This is a genomic window from Cronobacter muytjensii ATCC 51329, from assembly GCF_001277195.1.
Taxonomy (GTDB): domain Bacteria; phylum Pseudomonadota; class Gammaproteobacteria; order Enterobacterales; family Enterobacteriaceae; genus Cronobacter; species Cronobacter muytjensii.
Map to the genome: position 1 here is coordinate 1,039,798 of NZ_CP012268.1, position 17,295 is coordinate 1,057,092.

Annotated in this window: 14 protein-coding genes and 1 tRNA gene; 9 read left to right on the plus strand and 6 right to left on the minus strand. The window is 54.0% G+C overall.

All coding sequences use genetic code 11. The annotated features are described in order from the left end of the window. Positions 1 to 119 precede the first annotated feature (119 nt). Positions 120 to 1,550 carry an anaerobic nitric oxide reductase flavorubredoxin gene (gene norV, locus AFK63_RS04835; RefSeq protein WP_038861728.1) on the plus strand — a complete coding sequence of 477 codons (1,431 nt, stop codon included), beginning with the start codon at positions 120 to 122 and terminating at the stop codon, positions 1,548 to 1,550. Between the two features lie 3 nt (positions 1,551 to 1,553). Then, complete coding sequence (norW, locus tag AFK63_RS04840; protein ID WP_038861730.1) at positions 1,554 to 2,696, plus strand: NADH:flavorubredoxin reductase NorW; 1,143 nt, start codon at positions 1,554 to 1,556, stop codon at positions 2,694 to 2,696. A gap of 4 nt (positions 2,697 to 2,700) precedes the next feature. On the opposite strand, the gene AFK63_RS04845 is transcribed toward norW, so the two are convergent. Continuing rightward, on the minus strand, positions 2,701 to 2,913 hold the full coding sequence (locus AFK63_RS04845; RefSeq protein ID WP_038862330.1) for a KTSC domain-containing protein: 213 nt from the start codon (positions 2,911 to 2,913) through the stop codon (positions 2,701 to 2,703). Between the two features lie 90 nt (positions 2,914 to 3,003). On the opposite strand from AFK63_RS04845, the gene AFK63_RS04850 reads away from it, so the two are divergent. The 4 genes from AFK63_RS04850 to AFK63_RS04865 all read left to right on the plus strand — a co-directional run bounded on the left by AFK63_RS04850 (position 3,004) and on the right by AFK63_RS04865 (position 10,421). After that, positions 3,004 to 3,351: a DUF1971 domain-containing protein gene (locus AFK63_RS04850; protein ID WP_038861731.1), complete on the plus strand. Its 348-nt coding sequence runs from the start codon at positions 3,004 to 3,006 to the stop codon at positions 3,349 to 3,351. Positions 3,352 to 3,577: 226 nt separating this feature from the next. After that, a complete protein-coding gene (locus AFK63_RS04855) occupies positions 3,578 to 5,848 on the plus strand; it encodes a type I restriction-modification system subunit M (protein WP_038861735.1) in 2,271 nt (756 codons plus the stop codon). Next, entirely contained in the window at positions 5,848 to 7,158 is a 1,311-nt protein-coding gene (locus AFK63_RS21530) for a restriction endonuclease subunit S domain-containing protein (RefSeq protein WP_038861737.1), read from the plus strand. The genes AFK63_RS04855 and AFK63_RS21530 overlap by 1 nt, the downstream gene beginning before the upstream one ends. After that, on the plus strand, positions 7,155 to 10,421 hold the full coding sequence (locus AFK63_RS04865) for a type I restriction endonuclease subunit R (protein ID WP_038861741.1): 3,267 nt from the start codon (positions 7,155 to 7,157) through the stop codon (positions 10,419 to 10,421). Before AFK63_RS21530 ends, AFK63_RS04865 begins: the two co-directional genes overlap by 4 nt. Before the next feature lie 11 nt (positions 10,422 to 10,432). Here AFK63_RS04865 and AFK63_RS04870 read toward each other — a convergent pair whose 3' ends face one another. Then, positions 10,433 to 11,206 carry an AraC family transcriptional regulator gene (locus AFK63_RS04870; RefSeq protein WP_038862332.1) on the minus strand — a complete coding sequence of 258 codons (774 nt, stop codon included), beginning with the start codon at positions 11,204 to 11,206 and terminating at the stop codon, positions 10,433 to 10,435. Between the two features lie 116 nt (positions 11,207 to 11,322). On the opposite strand from AFK63_RS04870, the gene AFK63_RS04875 reads away from it, so the two are divergent. After that, positions 11,323 to 12,051, plus strand: coding sequence for a type 1 glutamine amidotransferase (locus tag AFK63_RS04875; RefSeq protein ID WP_038861743.1), 729 nt, complete (start codon positions 11,323 to 11,325; stop codon positions 12,049 to 12,051). A 65-nt stretch (positions 12,052 to 12,116) separates the two neighbouring features. Here the strand turns inward: AFK63_RS04875 and AFK63_RS04880 are convergent, their stop codons facing one another. Next, positions 12,117 to 12,746: a glutathione S-transferase gene (locus AFK63_RS04880; protein ID WP_038861745.1), complete on the minus strand. Its 630-nt coding sequence runs from the start codon at positions 12,744 to 12,746 to the stop codon at positions 12,117 to 12,119. Positions 12,747 to 13,173: 427 nt separating this feature from the next. On the opposite strand from AFK63_RS04880, the gene AFK63_RS04885 reads away from it, so the two are divergent. After that, the gene (locus tag AFK63_RS04885; protein WP_038861749.1) at positions 13,174 to 13,743 is read left to right on the plus strand and encodes a DUF4142 domain-containing protein; all 570 of its coding nucleotides are present in this window, start codon (positions 13,174 to 13,176) and stop codon (positions 13,741 to 13,743) included. A 194-nt stretch (positions 13,744 to 13,937) separates the two neighbouring features. Here the strand turns inward: AFK63_RS04885 and AFK63_RS04890 are convergent. The 3 genes from AFK63_RS04890 to AFK63_RS04900 all read right to left on the minus strand — a co-directional run bounded on the left by AFK63_RS04890 (position 13,938) and on the right by AFK63_RS04900 (position 16,099). After that, positions 13,938 to 14,014, minus strand: a tRNA-Pro gene (locus AFK63_RS04890). Positions 14,015 to 14,088: 74 nt separating this feature from the next. Then, a complete protein-coding gene (gene yejM, locus AFK63_RS04895) occupies positions 14,089 to 15,852 on the minus strand; it encodes an LPS biosynthesis-modulating metalloenzyme YejM (protein WP_038861751.1) in 1,764 nt (587 codons plus the stop codon). Between the two features lie 19 nt (positions 15,853 to 15,871). Continuing rightward, the gene (locus tag AFK63_RS04900; protein ID WP_004387431.1) at positions 15,872 to 16,099 is read right to left on the minus strand and encodes a YejL family protein; all 228 of its coding nucleotides are present in this window, start codon (positions 16,097 to 16,099) and stop codon (positions 15,872 to 15,874) included. A 134-nt stretch (positions 16,100 to 16,233) separates the two neighbouring features. On the opposite strand from AFK63_RS04900, the gene yejK reads away from it, so the two are divergent. Then, positions 16,234 to 17,238: a nucleoid-associated protein YejK gene (gene yejK, locus AFK63_RS04905; RefSeq protein WP_038861752.1), complete on the plus strand. Its 1,005-nt coding sequence runs from the start codon at positions 16,234 to 16,236 to the stop codon at positions 17,236 to 17,238. The last annotated feature ends 57 nt before the right edge of the window (positions 17,239 to 17,295 follow it).

A 17,295-nucleotide genomic window follows, 5' to 3' on the forward strand; every position in this document is an offset into this window, starting at 1 on the left:
GCGGTGATTGTGTTTTTGACAATGTAGAAAATTGAATTCTTTTAAAATCAATAAAATAAAAACTGGCACGGTGTCTGCAATACCTGATGCAAAGAGTGTTATTTCAGAGGAACCGTGCAATGAACATTCATGTTAAAAGCAATATTTTTTGGGTTGGCCAGCGCGACTGGGAAGTACGTGATTTTCACGGCACCGAGTACAAAACCTTAAAAGGCAGCAGTTACAACAGCTATCTTATCCGCGAAGAGAAAAATGTGCTGATCGACACCGTCGACCACAAATTCAGCCGCGATTTTGTCAATAACCTGCGCAGCGAAATCGATCTTGCGGATATCGACTACATCATTATCAACCACGCCGAAGAGGATCACGCGGGCGCGCTCTCCGAGCTGATGAACTGCATCCCGGATACGCCGATTTACTGCACCGCGAACGGTATCGATTCCATAAACGGGCATCACCATCACCCGGAGTGGAACTTTAACGTGGTGAAAACCGGCGATACGCTGGATATCGGCAACGGCAAAAAGCTGATCTTCGTCGAGACCCCGATGCTGCACTGGCCGGACAGCATGATGACTTACCTGACCGGCGACGCGGTGCTGTTCAGCAACGACGCCTTCGGCCAGCATTACTGCGACGAGCATCTCTTTAACGATGAAGTGGACCAGACCGAGTTGTTCGAGCAATGCCTGCGCTACTACGCCAATATCCTGACGCCGTTCAGCCGCCTGGTGACGCCGAAAATCACCGAGATCCTCGGCTTTAACCTGCCGGTGGAGATGATTGCCACTTCTCACGGCGTGGTCTGGCGCGACAACCCGACGCAGATTGTCGAGCTGTACCTCAAATGGGCGGCGGATTATCAGGAAGATCGCATCACGATTTTCTACGACACCATGTCTAACAATACCCGCCTGATGGCGGACGCTATCGCCCAGGGCATTGCGGAAGTGGATCCGCGCGTGGCGGTGAAAATCTTTAACGTCGCCCGCAGCGATAAAAACGAAATCCTTACCAACGTCTTTCGCTCCAAAGGCGTGCTGGTCGGCACCTCGACCATGAATAACGTGATGATGCCGAAAATCGCGGGCCTGGTGGAGGAGATGACCGGGCTGCGTTTTCGCAACAAGCGCGCCAGCGCGTTCGGCTCCCACGGCTGGAGCGGGGGCGCGGTAGACCGTCTCTCCACGCGCTTGCAGGACGCCGGGTTTGAGATGTCGCTAAGCCTGAAAGCCAAATGGCGACCGGACCTCGACGCGCTGGAGGCGTGCCGCGAGCATGGTCGCGAGATTGCCCGTGCCTGGGCGCTCTCACCGCTGCCCGTCGCGGCTGCGCCCGCCGACGACAGCGGCGTGGCGTTCCAGGAGCCTGACGAACCCGTAGGCCAGTGCATGATCTGCACCGTCTGCCAGTGGGTCTACGACCCGGCGCAAGGCGAGCCGAATCAGGATGTCGCGCCCGGCACGCCGTGGGACGCGGTGCCGGAGACGTTCCTCTGCCCGGAATGCGGCCTCGGCAAATCGGTTTTTGACGTGTACGAGGGCTGAATCATGACTCAGGAACTGATCGTTATCGGCTCCGGCTTCGCCGCGCGGCAACTGGTGCGCCACCTGCGCCAGCAGGACAGCACGCGTCCTGTCCGGGTTATCGCGGCGGACAGCGGCGATGACTACAACAAACCCGATCTCAGCCATGTGTTCACCAACGGGCAGCGCGCGGATGACCTCACCCGGCAGTCGGCGGGTGAATGGGCGGAGCAGAGCCATATTCTGCTGCATCCGTTTACTCAGGCGACGGCGATAGATACCGCCGCGCGCACCGTGACGACAACCGCCGGCACTTTCCCCTGGCGACAACTGGTGCTCGCGACCGGCGCGCAGGCGATAGTGCCGCCGGTGGAGGGCAGCGAGCTGATGTTCACGCTTAACAGCCAGCAGGAGTATCGCCGCTGCGAGGCGGCGCTGCGTGACGCGAAACGCGTGCTGCTGCTGGGCGGCGGGCTTATCGGCACTGAGCTTGCGATGGATCTCAACCGCGCCGGGAAACAGGTGACGCTGGTGGACACCGGTACGAGTTTGCTCTCCTCAGTGCTGGTGCCGGAAATCAGCGCGCGCCTGCAAACAGTGCTGGCGCAAAACGGCGTAACGCTGCGGCTGTGCACGGGGCTTTCGTCGCTGGCGCGCCATCATGACTCGCTGGTCGCGACCTTAACCGACGGGCATCAGCAGAGCGTTGACGCGGTCGTCTGCGCCATCGGGCTGCGTCCTGATCTGACGCTTGCGAAAAGCGCGGGCCTCGTCACCCGGCGCGGTATTGTGGTGGATGACCGGCTCGCCACCAGCCATCCGGATATTTACGCGCTCGGTGATTGCGCCGAAATCCGCGGACGTCTGCTGCCGTTCTTACAGCCTGCCCAGCTTTGCGCCATGACGCTTGCCAGGAATCTCTGCGGCGCGGCGCAAAACCTGACGCTGCCCGCGATGCTGGTGAAAGTGAAAACGCCGCTAATGCCGCTGCATCTGGCAGGTGACACGGCCAACCGCGAGCTGGACTGGGAGATGCGCATCACCGCGGATGGCGTGGTGGCGCGCGGGCTGGACGGGCAGGGCACGCTGCGCGCGTTTGTGGTCAGCGAGGAGCGCATTAAGCAGGCGTTTGGGCTGCTCAAAGAACTGAACGCGAGCGCCCACTGAGCCGCTACTCCACGCGCTGGTAAGGAAAGCGGTCTTTAATGGCTTTGCGAAAATAGCGCCCCTTCGACAGGGCGCGGCCCAGCGTGAGATAAACCTGCTCCGGCACGTTCTGGTAGTGGTAAACCGCGCCGTTATGAAAGGCTATCTCCAGCACCCGGCTGTCCCAGTCATAACCGACCGACGCCAGGCTGCGGGACATGACCGTTTCTCGTTGCATATCGCCCTCGCGGCTGATGAAAGACTGACAGTAAGTATAGCGTTGAAACGCCGCCGCCCCGGCGGCAACACCGATTTGAGGAGGTTTACGATGCGTATTCCGCAACATTATGTACATACCCGCGCCACGCCATTCTGGAATAAAGAGACCGCGCCTGCGGCGCTGTTTACCCGGCACAACACCCGCGCGGGCGTCTATGGCCGGCTGTCGGTGATGCAGGGCGCGGTGAAATATTACGGCTTCGCCGACAGCGACGCGAAAGCGCCGGATATGGAAGTGATTATCGACGCCGGGCAGTTTGGCATCAGCCCGCCGCAAAAATGGCACCGTATTGAGCTGCTCACCGACGATACATATTTCAATATCGACTTTTTCGCCGACCCGGACGTGACGCTGCAGGGCGCCGGTATCGGGCAGGTGGTGAATACGAAAAAGTAGGGTGAACAGGGATTATTTTTTAATGAGCTATAACGCCGGGCACTCATGTCCGGCGTCATTATTCACAGCCAGCGTATAAAAATAATGGAATTATTCAGTAAACGAATTATAAAATGATAACTATAATGTTTTTGTTATAACTCATTGATTTATTGATCATTTTTGCGAGGGTGAATACCATGCGAACCATCCGTTGCCGTGTGGCTTACAACAAGGATGGTTTCTCATGTCTGAAAATTTCTCGCAGATGGCGGCGTTCATCTGGTCTGTCGCTGATTTATTACGGGGTGATTTTAAACAGTCGCAATATGGACGAATTATTCTGCCCTTCACCTTATTACGCCGTCTGGAATGTGTCTTAGAAAATACCCGTAGCGCGGTGATTGCCGAAGCGGAAAAGGTGGCGTCTATACCATTGCCGGAAAGCGCACGGGAAAAGCTGATTTTACGCGCCGCAGGGGAGCTGGCTTTTTTTAACACCTCACCGCTGGATTTAAGCCGTCTTGGCCAGAACAATATCAGGGCTAACCTGGAGAAATACATACAGTCTTTTTCAGTCAATACGCGCGATATTTTCGAGCATTTCAAGTTCAGCGAATTTATCGGCCAATTAGACGATGCCAATCTGCTGTATAAAGTGGTCAGTTTGTTCAGCAGTATCGATCTTAGCCCGCAACGTATATCTCATTATCAGATGGGGCTCATTTTTGAAGAGCTTATTCGCCGTTTTGCGGAAAGCTCTAATGAAACGGCGGGAGAGCATTTTACGCCGCGCGATATTGTTCGTCTGACCACCTCGCTGGTGTTTATGGAAGATGGCGATGCCTTATCGAAAGAAGGGATTATCCGCACGCTCTACGACCCAACCTGCGGGACGGGGGGCTTTCTGTCCTGCGCGATGGAATATCTGCATACAATGAACCCGCAGGCGGTTCTGCGCGCCTTTGGTCAGGAGCTGAATCCGGAGTCTTATGCCATCTGTAAGGCGGACATGTTAATTAAAGGACCGGATGTCAGCTGTATTAAGCTCGGGAATACGCTGTCAAACGACCAGCTCGCATCCGATAAATTTGATTACATGCTTTCAAACCCGCCTTTTGGCGTGGACTGGAAAAAAATTGAAGGCGCCATTAACGACGAATATCTCCAGAAAGGATTCAGTGGGCGCTTCGGCCCTGGCCTGCCGCGCGTTTCCGACGGATCGCTGCTGTTCCTGCTGCACCTCATCAGTAAAATGCGCTCGCCGCACGAAGGCGGGAGCCGCATCGGCATTATCCTGAACGGTTCTCCACTCTTCACGGGCGGCGCGGGTAGCGGGGAGAGCGAGATCCGGCGCTATCTTCTGGAAACCGATCTGCTCGAAGGGATTATCGCGCTGCCCACTGAGATGTTTTATAACACCGGCATCGCGACCTATATCTGGCTGTTATCCAACAAAAAAGCACCAGAACGTAAAGGTAAGATCCAGCTTATTGATGCGACTCGTCTGTTTTCGAAGATGCGCCGATCGCTGGGAGCGAAACGCAATGCACTGGATGAGGCGCATATACGCGCTATCACCCGCTGCTTTGGCGATTTCCAGACGATAGATACCCGTAAAGCTGACGGGCCAGTGCCTTACGCCAGCAAAGTTTTCTCTTCTGCTGCGTTTGGCTACCGGCGACTGACCATTGAACGTCCGCTGCGTTTATCTGCTCAGGTCACGGATGAAGCGATTGCGACTCTGCGCTTTGCGCCAAAGCCGTTTAACGCGCCAATGGAACGCCTGTATGAAGCGTTCGCATCCCAATGGCAGGAGGAGAACTATGGCGATTTCTCTGAACGGGAAGCCGAAGCGCGCGCCATCATCAAAGCTGAATTTGCCGAGCTGAAAGAGAAGCAGATTAAAGACCTGCTCGACAGCAGGCTCTGGCTGGCGCAGCGCGGGTTGCTGGAAAAAGCGCAGCAGATTCAGGCCGCGCTGGGTACGCAGGCGGGCGGAAAAACGCGAGTCAGCCATGACTTCAACCAGTTCCAGCTAATCCTGAAAGGGGCCATCAAAACCGCTGGCGTGAAGCTTGACGCGAAAGAGAACAAGCAATTCATTGATGCCATCACCACGAAAAACCCGGATGCCGAGCCGGTGGTGAAAAAGGTGCTGAAAGAAGCTGCGCAGCCGCTGTACGGTGCGTTTGAGTACCAGGGTGAAGTGGTCGAGTTTGAACAGGATGGCGACCTGCGCGATAACGAGAACGTGCCGCTGAACCCGGCAGTGTCCACCAGCGATCTGATTGAAAACTACTTCAAAGCCGAAGTACTGCCGCACGTGAATGACGCGTGGATCAACGCCGATAAGCGCGATGCAAAAGATAATGAGGTGGGGATTGTCGGTTACGAGATCCCGTTTAACCGCCATTTCTATGTCTACCAGCCGCCGCGCCCGTTAGAGGAAATTGATGCCGATCTGGATGCGGTCAGCGCCGAGATTATGAAGCTGCTGCAGGAGGTACATTCCTGATGGCTAAGTATAAGGCGTACCCGGAGTATAAGGATTCTGGAGTTGAGTGGCTGGGGGCGATTCCTAAGGATTGGTCTGTCACTAAATTAAAGTACATCGCTGATTTGCTAACTTCAAAATCTAACAATACAGATGACTTATTTGTTGGATTGGAAAATATATCGAGTGGTGATGGAAAGTATATATCGAAACAAGAAAACATAGCAGATGGTACATCGGTGTCATTTGAAAAGAATGATGTTCTTTTCGGGAAGTTGCGGCCTTATCTTGCCAAATCTTGGTTAGCTACTTTCTCTGGGGTATGCTCATCTGAGTTTCTGGTGCTTCGTACAGCTATATTACATCCAAAATATCTTAATTATTATTCATTAACAAATGAGTTTATTGAGCAGGTTAATTCCTCAACTTATGGCTCCAAAATGCCACGGGCAAGTTGGGAGTTTATTAGCCTGTTACCTGTTCCAACCTGTTCTTATTCTTTATCAGAGAAGGTAGCTTGGTTTCTCGATCACGAAACCGCAAAAATCGATGAGCTGATCGAGAAGCAACAGCAACTGATTGAGCTGCTGAAAGAAAAACGTCAGGCGGTGATTAGCCATGCTGTTAGCAAAGGGCTAAACCCTGATGTGCCGATGAAAGATTCTGGGGTTGAGTGGATAGATTCAATACCTTCTGATTGGGAGGTGCGACCAACATTTGCTTTATGTGACGCATCCACTCAGAAAAATATTGATGGTGCTGAGAACAATGTTCTTTCATTAAGTTATGGGAATATTATTCTTAGGGATGTTGAGACAAACTTTGGCCTTCTTCCTGAGTCGTTTAATACATATCAGGTCATTAGTTGTGGAGATGTGATTTTAAGGCTAACAGACTTGCAAAACGATAAAAAAAGTTTGCGGGTTGGTTTGGCAAAACAAAAAGGGATTATTACTTCTGCATATTTAAAACTGAAGGCCAGGAGTGATGTAAGTCCTAATTATTTGTATCGACTACTACATGCATACGATACTACAAAGGTCTTTTACGGTATGGGTGGTGGTTTACGGCAATCAATGAAGTTTGAGGACATTAGAAGATTACCCCTGCTACTACCCCCATATGAGGAGCAGATTAAAATATCTGTTTTCCTCGATCTCGAAACTGCAAAAATCGACTCTTTGATCGAGAAACAACAGCAACAAATAACACTTCTTCAGGAACGCCGCATTGCCCTTATCTCCGCCGCCGTCACCGGAAAAATCGACGTGCGCGACTGGAGGGCACCGGATGCACAGAAAACAGAGGAACCGCAGGAGGTGACGATATGAACATGGACGTGACCAAAGAGAGGAGTTTTCAGGATGACATTATTGCCGGGATGCTCAAAAACGGCTGGGTGCGCGGTAACAACGACGGCTACGATCGCGAGCGCGCGCTCTACTCGCAGGATGCGCTGACCTTTGTGCAGACCACGCAGCCGCAGGAGTGGGAGAAGTTTTCCAGAGTTTACCCGGCCGATACCGAACGCCATTTCCTCGATGCGCTGGTGGCGCAGCTGAAAAAAGCGGATATCAACGCCACCGATAATGTGTCTCGCACTTACGGCATGCTCGGAGTGCTGCGTCATGGCATCAGGAGCCATAACGCGCGTTTTTCCCTGTGCCAGTTCAAGCCGGAACACAGCCTGAACCCGGATACACTGGCGCGTTACGCACAGAACATTTGCCGCATTGTGCCCGAGCTGGTTTATAGCCCCTATGCCACCAGCGCTGCCGCTGACGAGTGCGGCGCTAAGGCAAAGAAATGGCGTATCGACCTGGTGCTGTTTGTTAATGGTCTGCCGGTCGCCACGCTTGAGCTGAAGTCTGAATTTAAGCAGACGGTGAACAGCGCCATTACGCAGTACAAGAAAACCCGCCTGCCGAAAGACCCTGCGACCAACAAACCGGAGCCGCTGCTGACTTTCAAGCGTGGCGCGCTGGTGCATTTTGCCGTCAGCCAGTACGACGTGTTTATGGCGACCAGACTCGACGGCGAGAAAACCTTCTTCCTGCCCTTTAACAAAGGCACCAGAGAGGGCGGCGCGGGGAACGATGCTCCCGAAAATCCGAGCGAGTACGCTACCGGCTATCTGTGGAATGAGGTTCTGCTACCAGGCAATCTGCTGAAAATCCTCGCAAGCTTTGTGCATTTGCAGATTGAAGAAAAAGAGGACTGGAACGGGCTGAAATATAAAAAAGAGAGCCTGATTTTCCCGCGTTATCATCAGTGGGATGTGGTGAACAAACTGGTCACGGCGGCGGTTGAAGAGGGCAGTGGTAATAAATATTTAATTCAGCACAGCGCGGGTTCGGGTAAATCCAATTCTATCGCCTGGACGGCTCATCAGCTTTCCCGTCTGTACGATGAGCGTGGTGAGAAGCAGTTCCACTCGGTGATTGTGGTGACGGATCGCACCGTGCTTGATGACCAGTTGCAGGACACTATTTATCAGTTTGAGCATCAGGATGGCGTGGTCGGGCGTATTAATAACAAAGAAGGCGACGGTTCAAAATCGGAAAAGCTGGCCAGCGCGCTGGAAAACGCGCAGCCCATTATTATCGTCACCATCCAGACTTTTCCGTTTGTATTAAAAGCCATTGAAAACAGCGTCAACCTGAAGCAGCGCAGATACGCGGTGATAGCCGATGAGGCCCACTCTTCACAAAGCGGCTCCACGGCGCGTCAGCTAAAAGAAGTGCTGATGAGCGAGGGGGCCGATGGTGATGTTATGCTGTCTTCAGAAGATATTCTGGATGCCACCCTCGCCGCCCGTAAAGGCAGCAGCAATCTTAATTACTATGCCTTTACCGCCACGCCGAAAGCGAAAACGCTGGAGCTTTTTGGCCGCAGGCCGAATCCGCATGAACCCCCGTCAAAAACCAATACACCCGCAGCGTTTCACGTTTACTCCATGCGTCAGGCCATCGAAGAGGGCTTTATTCTCGATGTACTGAAGAATTACACCAACTATAAAGTCGCTTATAAGCTGCTGCAAAAGCTGGAAGATGAAGACCGCGAAGTCGACAGTAAAAAGGCGAAGATCAAGCTAAACCAGTGGGTAACGCTACACGACCATAACGTGTCGCAAAAAGTGAAGGTCATTGTGGAGCATTTTCGCAAACACATCATGCATCTTCTGGGTGGGCAGGCGAAAGCGATGGTAGTAACCAGTTCGCGTAAAGCAGCGGTGCGCTACAAGCTGGCTTTTGATAAGTACATTGCAGAAAATAATTATAAAAAAATTAACGCGATGGTGGCATTTTCTGGCGAGGTCGAGTTTCACGACAATGACATTAGCGACCTGGCATTGTTGAACCAGAAATTTACTGAAATTACTATGAACCCGGCGTTGAAAGGCCGGGATATGCGCAAAGCCTTCGATAGCGATGACTATCAGGTCATGCTGGTGGCGAATAAATTCCAGACCGGCTTCGACCAGCCAAAGCTGTGCGCGATGTATGTAGATAAGGCGCTGGGCGGCGTCGAATGTGTGCAGACGCTTTCTCGCCTGAACCGTACGTACCCCGGTAAAGCGGAATCAGGCACCTTTGTGCTGGATTTCTACAACGCCCCTGACGATATTCTTGAGGCATTCCAGCCCTATTATCAAACCGCCGAATTAACCGATGTCACCGATCCGCAACGGGTATTCGACTTCTCTGAAAAACTGCGCAGCAGCGGTATTTTTTTCTGGAATGAAGTGGAGCAGTTTTGCGAAGCCTTTTTTAGTAAAAATAAATCTAACGCGGCCATCAGTAATATTTGCAAACCAGCCGTTGAGCGCTGGCGGCTTCGCTATTTCTCTGCAGTTGATGCTTATTTAAAGGCCAAAGCGATCGTTGAATTAACTAAAAAAGATACGCATAACCCGGTGCTGCTCGCGAATGCTGAAAACAGCTTCAAGGCTTGTAAGCAGGAAAAAGACCGACTGGAAATCTTTAAAAAAGATCTCGGCAGCTTTGTTCGCTTCTATGAATTTATGTCGCAGATTGTCGAGTATGATGATAAATCTCTGGAAAAGTTGAGCCTGTTCGCCCGTCATTTACGCCCGTTGTTGCATGAACAGCGGCTGGAAGAAGACGAGATTGATTTAAGCAACGTCGAGATGAGCCACTATCGCTTATCAAAAATTCAGGAGCAGCATATCAAGCTGCAAGAGGACGCGGCGGAGTATCAGCTCACTCCGGGTAATGATGTGGGTACTGCCAAAGCAAAAGATAAGAAAGAAGAGTTTTTGTCGCAAATTCTGGCGCGGCTCAATGAACTCTTTATCACGGAGAAACTCAGCGATAACGATTTGCTCAATTACACGCTGACGGTGTGTGACAAGCTCGCTGAAAATAAAGCGGTGATGCGTCAACTGGTCACCAATACACGCGAACAGGTGATGCTGGGGGATTTTACCCGAGCGCTGGATGATGCTGTTATCGGCAGTCATGAGGCGCACAGGGAAATCATGCTGCAATATTTGTCAAACCCGGAGACTGCGCGCGGTTTCGCTTTTGCCGCATTCGACATTCTGCAAAACCGTCAGCGCATGACAGGTTGAGTTCGCCAGTATCACGCCATAAACTCCCGCGGCGTTGCGCCGAGAATAGCGCGGAACGCGGCGGTAAACGCGGCAGAGCAGGAAAACCCAAGTTGCCAGGCGACCTGTTTGATGGGCACACCGTTGGCGAGAAGATCCAGTGACGCGCAGATCCTCGCCCGTTGCTTCCAGGCCCGGAAACTGAAGCCGGTGTCGCGGATAAACAGCCGCGAAAACGTGCGCTCCGACATCGCCGCGATGTCCGCAAGCTCGCTTAACGATGCCTCCCAGCGGTGGCTGACCAGCAACTCTCTGGCGGCGCGGGCCAGCCGCTCGTCCTGTGGCATCGGCAGCTCGGTGTCAGGACGGTCGGTTTCGCTGAGGATCTCCAGCAGCAGAAGCGCCATGCGTCGTTGACTTGCCGTCTGATACGCGTCACTAAAAAGCCCGGCTATCAGCTCTTTCACCAGCGGCGTTGCCGTTATCACATGTACAACGTCGCTTTTGATGAAATTGACGCACTCTGCGATAAGGCTCGGGCTGAAATAGATTGTGCGAAGCTCCGTATGCGATAACAGGTGGTAGCTGTGCGTCTGCCGGGGCGGCAGCCACAAGGCGCGCTGCGGCGGAATTACCCATCTGCGCGCGTCGGTTTCCACTAGTATCACGCCGCGCGTCGCAAACAGCAGCTGGCCTTCCACATGATGATGCGGCGGGTCGACGTCACCTCGCGAGTAACTAATGGCAAGATTTGACCAGCCGGTGGCTTCATCGTGTCTTGGCGCTTTATCTGTATCGTTTGGCATTTGATATTCAAACCCTGCATTTATGATGAGTTCCACGCAAGCATCCGGACTGGTCAACACATTAATAAGGCCAGCGCCGGTCATTATAAATTCATCACGTTATGGAGTGGTTAACAATGCGGGTACATTTTATCGTACATGAACATTTCGAAGCGCCGGGGGCATATGAAACCTGGGCCAGGCAGCGCGGCTGCGAAGTAAGTTATTCACGCGTTTATGCCGCAGAGCCGCTGCCAGTCAGCGTCGAGGCAATGGATTTGCTGATTATTATGGGCGGACCGCAGGATCCGGACACCACCCTGGCGCAATGCCCGCATTTTGACGCGAGAGGCGAAAAGGCGGTGATTGCGTCTGCGATTAACGCGGGTAAAGCCGTGATTGGCGTCTGTCTCGGCTCGCAATTAATCGGCGAGGCTCTGGGCGCTGCGTATGCACACAGCCCGGAAAAGGAAATCGGTAAATTTCCCATTACGCTCACGGAGACGGGGAGAAATCATCCGTTATTCGCCCATTTGGGAGAGACGCTTGACGTGGGGCACTGGCATAACGATATGCCTGGCCTGACGTCTGAGGCGCAGATTATCGCTTTCAGTGAAGGCTGCCCGCGCCAGATCGTGGCGTATTCCGACCGGGTGTTCGGGTTTCAGTGCCATATGGAGCTCACGCACGACGTGGTCGAATTGCTAATCGCGCATTCACAAAACGATCTCTGTCGGGCTGCGCAATACCGTTTTGTCGATACCGCCGAAACGCTTCGCGGTCATGATTATTGTGAAATGAACGACGCGTTATTCGTCTTTCTCGATAAACTCGCGGCACAGCGCGTAGCTGAACCTCGCGCCTGAGACTTTTACGCGCCATGCGCCGCCTGGCGCGGATAAGACAGCAGCTGAGGCAGAAAACCAGCGCGTCAGGTTCCCCAGTGATAGTCGGTGACTGCCCTGATAAGCGCATCGTTCTCAATTTCTGTCAGGGAAGAACAGAAATCGGGTCGGGAGAGGCGCAGGTGCTCGCGCGTCCTGCTCCACCGGGTGACGACACAGGCCAGCATTTCCAGTCCGCCAGGGCTTTCTGGCTGCCAGGCCTGCGTACCATAAAAGATGTCGCTAAAGATATCCCATTGCTGATAAAGCTTTTGGCAGGCCCCCTGCGCAAGCTGCGTGTGTTGATCTTCTGTGCTGTCTGGCAGCCAGCGCTCGGGGTAGTCAATAATGCCAACCGAGGCGTAACAGTTAGCCGCGATATAAACCAGCCCCCGTAATTGCTGCGCGCGAACGCACGCGTCCGAAGAGAGAAGCCCGGCGTGCGGATATTCCATCGCGAGATGAATGATGATGGCTGCGCTTTCAGTAAGAACTGAATCATCAGGAAGAATTAACGTGGGGATCTGCACTAACGGGTTACGCTGTTTTAATTCTTCAGTGCTGCTCTCTTTTTGCCATGAGCTGGCCTTACACACCTGGTATTCAGCGTTGCATGCTCTGAGCGCCATCTCAATGGCGGCAGAACCAGAACGAGCGGTGCCGTAAAGGTGATACATAATGCGCTTTCCGTTGGGGGTAATTATTTCATCTTAGCAGACCAGGCTGGCGGGTAAGGTAATAGAGCGCGGCGCGGTGTTAAGCGAGGTATGGAATATGTGATAGATGGCGGCACAATCCCGACGGTGTAATTTTTTATCGTAAGGCGATGAGGGGTGTGCCTGTGACACGGGCGCGCCGTCGTGGGCCGGGGCAATAGGTAAACATTTCAGCACGATGCTAACACGCAGCCGCCTCGCCTGCTGTGCCAGCTCATGTCGGTATTTATAACCCTCGCCTGTCGTCCTCTCCAGAGGGCTATGCTGCCACCGCCGGTCTTAAATGGTTGATGCACTATACTGACCATTGCCGTTGTCATTTAACGATGAAGCGACCAACGCCCCGTTATCTGACATCAGCCTTACCCATGACCCTCAGGAGAACAAAATGCAGAAGCGTAAAACCTTGAAAGGGCTGCTGGCCGTATCGGTAGTCGCAGCGATGTTTAGTACGGTGAGTGTGCAAGCCCGGACGCCGACAAGCACCGAGCAGGCTGGGGCTGCAGGTCAGACCCAATCGAGCGCTAAACTCAGCGCCGGCGACGAAAAAGCGTTGAAGGACATGGCGCAGGCCAATATCAATGAAATCGCCGCCGCCAAGATAGCGCTGAGCAAAGCCCAAAGCAGCGACGTCAAAACCTTCGCTCAGAAGATGGTCGATGACCACGGCGCGGCTCTGACTAAAGTCCAGACGGTCGCCCAGCAGAAGGGCGTGACACTGCCGACTGAGCCGGACGCCAGTCATAAGGCTATGGCCAGCGAGCTGGAAAAACAGAGCGGCGATGCCTTTGACAAGATGTATATGGAAAACGCCGGCACGAAAGATCACCAGATGGTGTTGTCGACGCTGCAGAGTGACGCTACGAAGATTCAGGATCCGGATGTGAAGGCCCTGGCCGATGCACATACGCCGGTCGTTGAGCAGCACCTGAAGTCCGCTCAGCAGATAAATAAATAGGTTATCTGGCGGACAGACGTCCTGCTACCTGGCTCTGAGGGCGTTGAATACGTCGCTGACGACCCGCCGCCATGATCTGTGGCGGCAAGGCGGCGGTGTCAAAGCAGCACAGCCCTTAATGACGGAGCGGTTGGCCCTCGCCAAATCGCAGGCATAAAAAAACCAGCCTAATGGCTGGTTTTTTCGGGATTTTTTGGTCGGCACGAGAGGATTTGAACCTCCGACCCCTGACACCCCATGACAGTGCGCTACCAGGCTGCGCTACGTGCCGACGTGGAGGCTTATACTACCCATTTTCACGCTGATTGCAAGCGACGCCCCATTGAGTGATTTATAATTAATCAATCAGTTAGCAATGAACCGTTTTTCATCCGTCAGCACCTGCAACAGCAGGCTGAGCTGCGGTTTATCCTCGTCCATCCGCTCGCCGCGCAGGTCATACATCCGGTAGTTGCCGTTGTTATCCAGCACCAGCGTCATCTGCGGCGTGGTGACCGCCAGCGTGTTGTTATCCGCGCTTACCACCCAGTTGTTGCGGCGGGCAGGGGAGAAGAGATCTTCGCCCTGCGAATACTCATTCGCTGGCGTGCGCACGTGCAGCAGACGCTGCATCAGGGTCGTCATCACGTCCTGATGATCGGTAAGCTTCGTGACGCGTTGCGCAGGCGTGCCCGGCCAGTGGATAACCAGCGGCACCTGAATACGCGAGCGATCCCAGCCGAAGCTGTCCTGCTGTTTGCCAAGCGGAACGCCGCGGCCTGCGGTGATAATCACGACGGTATTTTCGAGCTTGCCGCTTGATTTAAGGGCGTCCAGCACGCGAGCGATCTGCGCGTCCACATTGCCTGCGGCACGGGCGTAACGGCGCGCGAAGGCCGCCTGTTGGGTATCTTCATTAACGGTAGTGCCGTTGAATGACACCCATGAGAACCAGCGGTTGTCCTCGGAAGCATATTTATTCAGCCAGCTTACCCACTGCGAGGCGGTCTGTTCGTCGCTTTGCGGCTGCGCCGTCGGGAGCGAGAAGTCAGAAAGCAGCGCCTGACGATACAGCGAGCTGCTGAACCCATCGGAAGCGAACAGGCCGAGCTGATAGCCCTGCTGGTTAAGCGCGGTGATGAGCGCCGCCGGAATGCGAGCCGCCAGCACCCCATCCATATAGCCTGGTGAAATCCCGTAGAACAGGCCGAAAATGCCGTTATCCGCCAGGTTTCCGGAGCTGAAATGCTGGGTAAAGTTAATGTTGTCGCGCGCGAACTGCGCCAGCGACGGCATCTGTTTTTCAAAGCGCGAATAATTCAGACCGTCGACCGTGATAAACAGGACATTATGGCCCGAACCCATATCGCTGTAGCGCAGGTCGCTTAGGGGGTACTGTACGCTGACGGCTTCCGGATCGCCTTGTTCCACCAGTCGGCGCTGATATTCCTGCGCGTCCAGCAGACCATGTTTTTCCAGAAAACGGCGCGCCGTCATGGGGTACGAGAGCGGCAGGTTCGCGCGCTGCATCGTGACGGGTCGATAGAAATTGGCGTCGGCCCAGATATACATCACATGGGTGGTAACGAACGACGCGAAAAAGAGCGCCGCCACAGGGCGCGCGTAACGGCGTCGGCGCGTCAGGCTGCGCAGCTTCTGCCAGCTCCAGGTGGCGAACAGCATCTCGATAAGCAGAATCACCGGCACCGCGATAAACATCAGCTGCCAGTCGCGTGCCATTTCGCTTTGATCGGGGTTAATCACCACCTGCCAGACCACCGGATTAATGTGCAGGTGGAAGCGGGTAAAGACTTCGCTGTCGACCAGCAGCAGCGTCATCCCGACGGTCGCGAGAATGGCCGACAGGAAACGCATCAGCCGCTGCGACATCACGATGAATGTCAGCGGAAAAAGGATAAGCAGATACGTCGCGAAGACCAGAAAGCTAAAATGGCCCACCAGGCTTACGTAAGAGTAAACCCGGCCCGTCAGCGTCGTGGGCCAGTCGGCGATAAACAGATAGCGGCTACCAAGAACAATCGACAGCAGAATATTGAAAAGAGCGAACCAGTGCCCCCAGCTTATCATCTGGGAGACTTTTTCACGGTAGCGCTGACGGTTAGTCACCATAGCTTTTTAACGTTCTTCCTTAATGCGCGTTATCGTCGCGAATGGAGGATTGCAACGCCTCCGCGAAGGAGCGCGCCAGCGTCTTGCGCTGCGCGGGGGCCACGCTGTTATTGATAACATTGGTGACCATGTTCCCCAGCACCATCAGGGAAAGGTCGGTCGGCGCCTTGTGCTTTGACAGCACGCTCGCCAGTTCAGTCAGTAATTCTTCAACGCGTTCATCACTATAGCGGGATAGTTGTGGCATAACTCAACATCAGTTTGTTCAGGAAAGTCCAATATCTTACCGTAGCAGTGGCTTTATTTCTGCATTTTTATCTGCGGTTGCGCAGGACGGCAGGCAGTGGTTGAATACGCCCCTGCCCAACAGGAGAGTTTATCATGAGTCTGGATATCAACCAGATTGCCTTACATCAGTTAATTAAGCGCGATGAGCAGAATCTGGAGCTTATCCTGCGCGACTCGCTGCTTGAACCAGGCAATACCGTTACGGAAATGATGGCCGAGCTGCACCGCGTCTACAGCGCGAAAAGCAAAGCCTACGGCCTTTTTAACGAAGAGAGCGAACTTGCCGAGGCGCTGCGCCAGTGCCGTCGCGGCGATGACGATTTCCTGGCGTTCAGCCGCGCGGCCACCGGTCGCCTGCGCGATGAGCTGGCGAAATACCCGTTTGCGGACGGCGGCGTCGTGCTGTTCTGTCACTATCGTTATCTGGCGGTGGAGTATCTGCTGGTGGCGGTGCTGAACAACCTGAGCAGCATGCGTGTTAACGAACAGCTCGATATCAGCACCACGCACTATCTTGATATTAACCATGCCGATATTGTCGCGCGCATCGATCTGACCGAATGGGAAACGAATCCGGAGTCGACCCGCTACCTGACGTTCCTCAAAGGGCGCGTCGGGCGCAAAGTCGCCGATTTCTTTATGGATTTCCTGGGCGCGAGCGTCGGTCTTGATACCAAAGCGCAGAACCGCGGGCTGTTGCAGGCGCTGGACGATTTCACCGCCGAGGCGCAGCTCGATAAAGCCGAGCGTCAGAATGTGCGCGCGCAGGTCTACAGCTACTGCAATGAACAACTGCAGGCGGGCGAAGAGATTGCACTCTCTGAACTCTCAAAAGAGCTGCCGAATTTCGGTGAGAAAAGCTTCCAGGAGTTTACGGCGGAGCAGGGCTATGAGCTGGAAGAGACGTTCCCGGCGGATCGCAGCACGCTGCGCCAGCTCACTAAATACGCCGGCAGCGGCGGCGGGCTGACGATTAACTTTGACGCCATGCTGCTGGGCGAACGTATTTTCTGGGATCCGGCGACCGACACGCTGACTATCAAAGGCACGCCGCCGAACCTGCGGGATCAGCTGCAGCGCCGCCTGTCCGGGAAATAAGCGTCAGGCATGAAAAAGGGCGCACGCGTCGCCCTTATTTTCCTGAATATCAGGCAA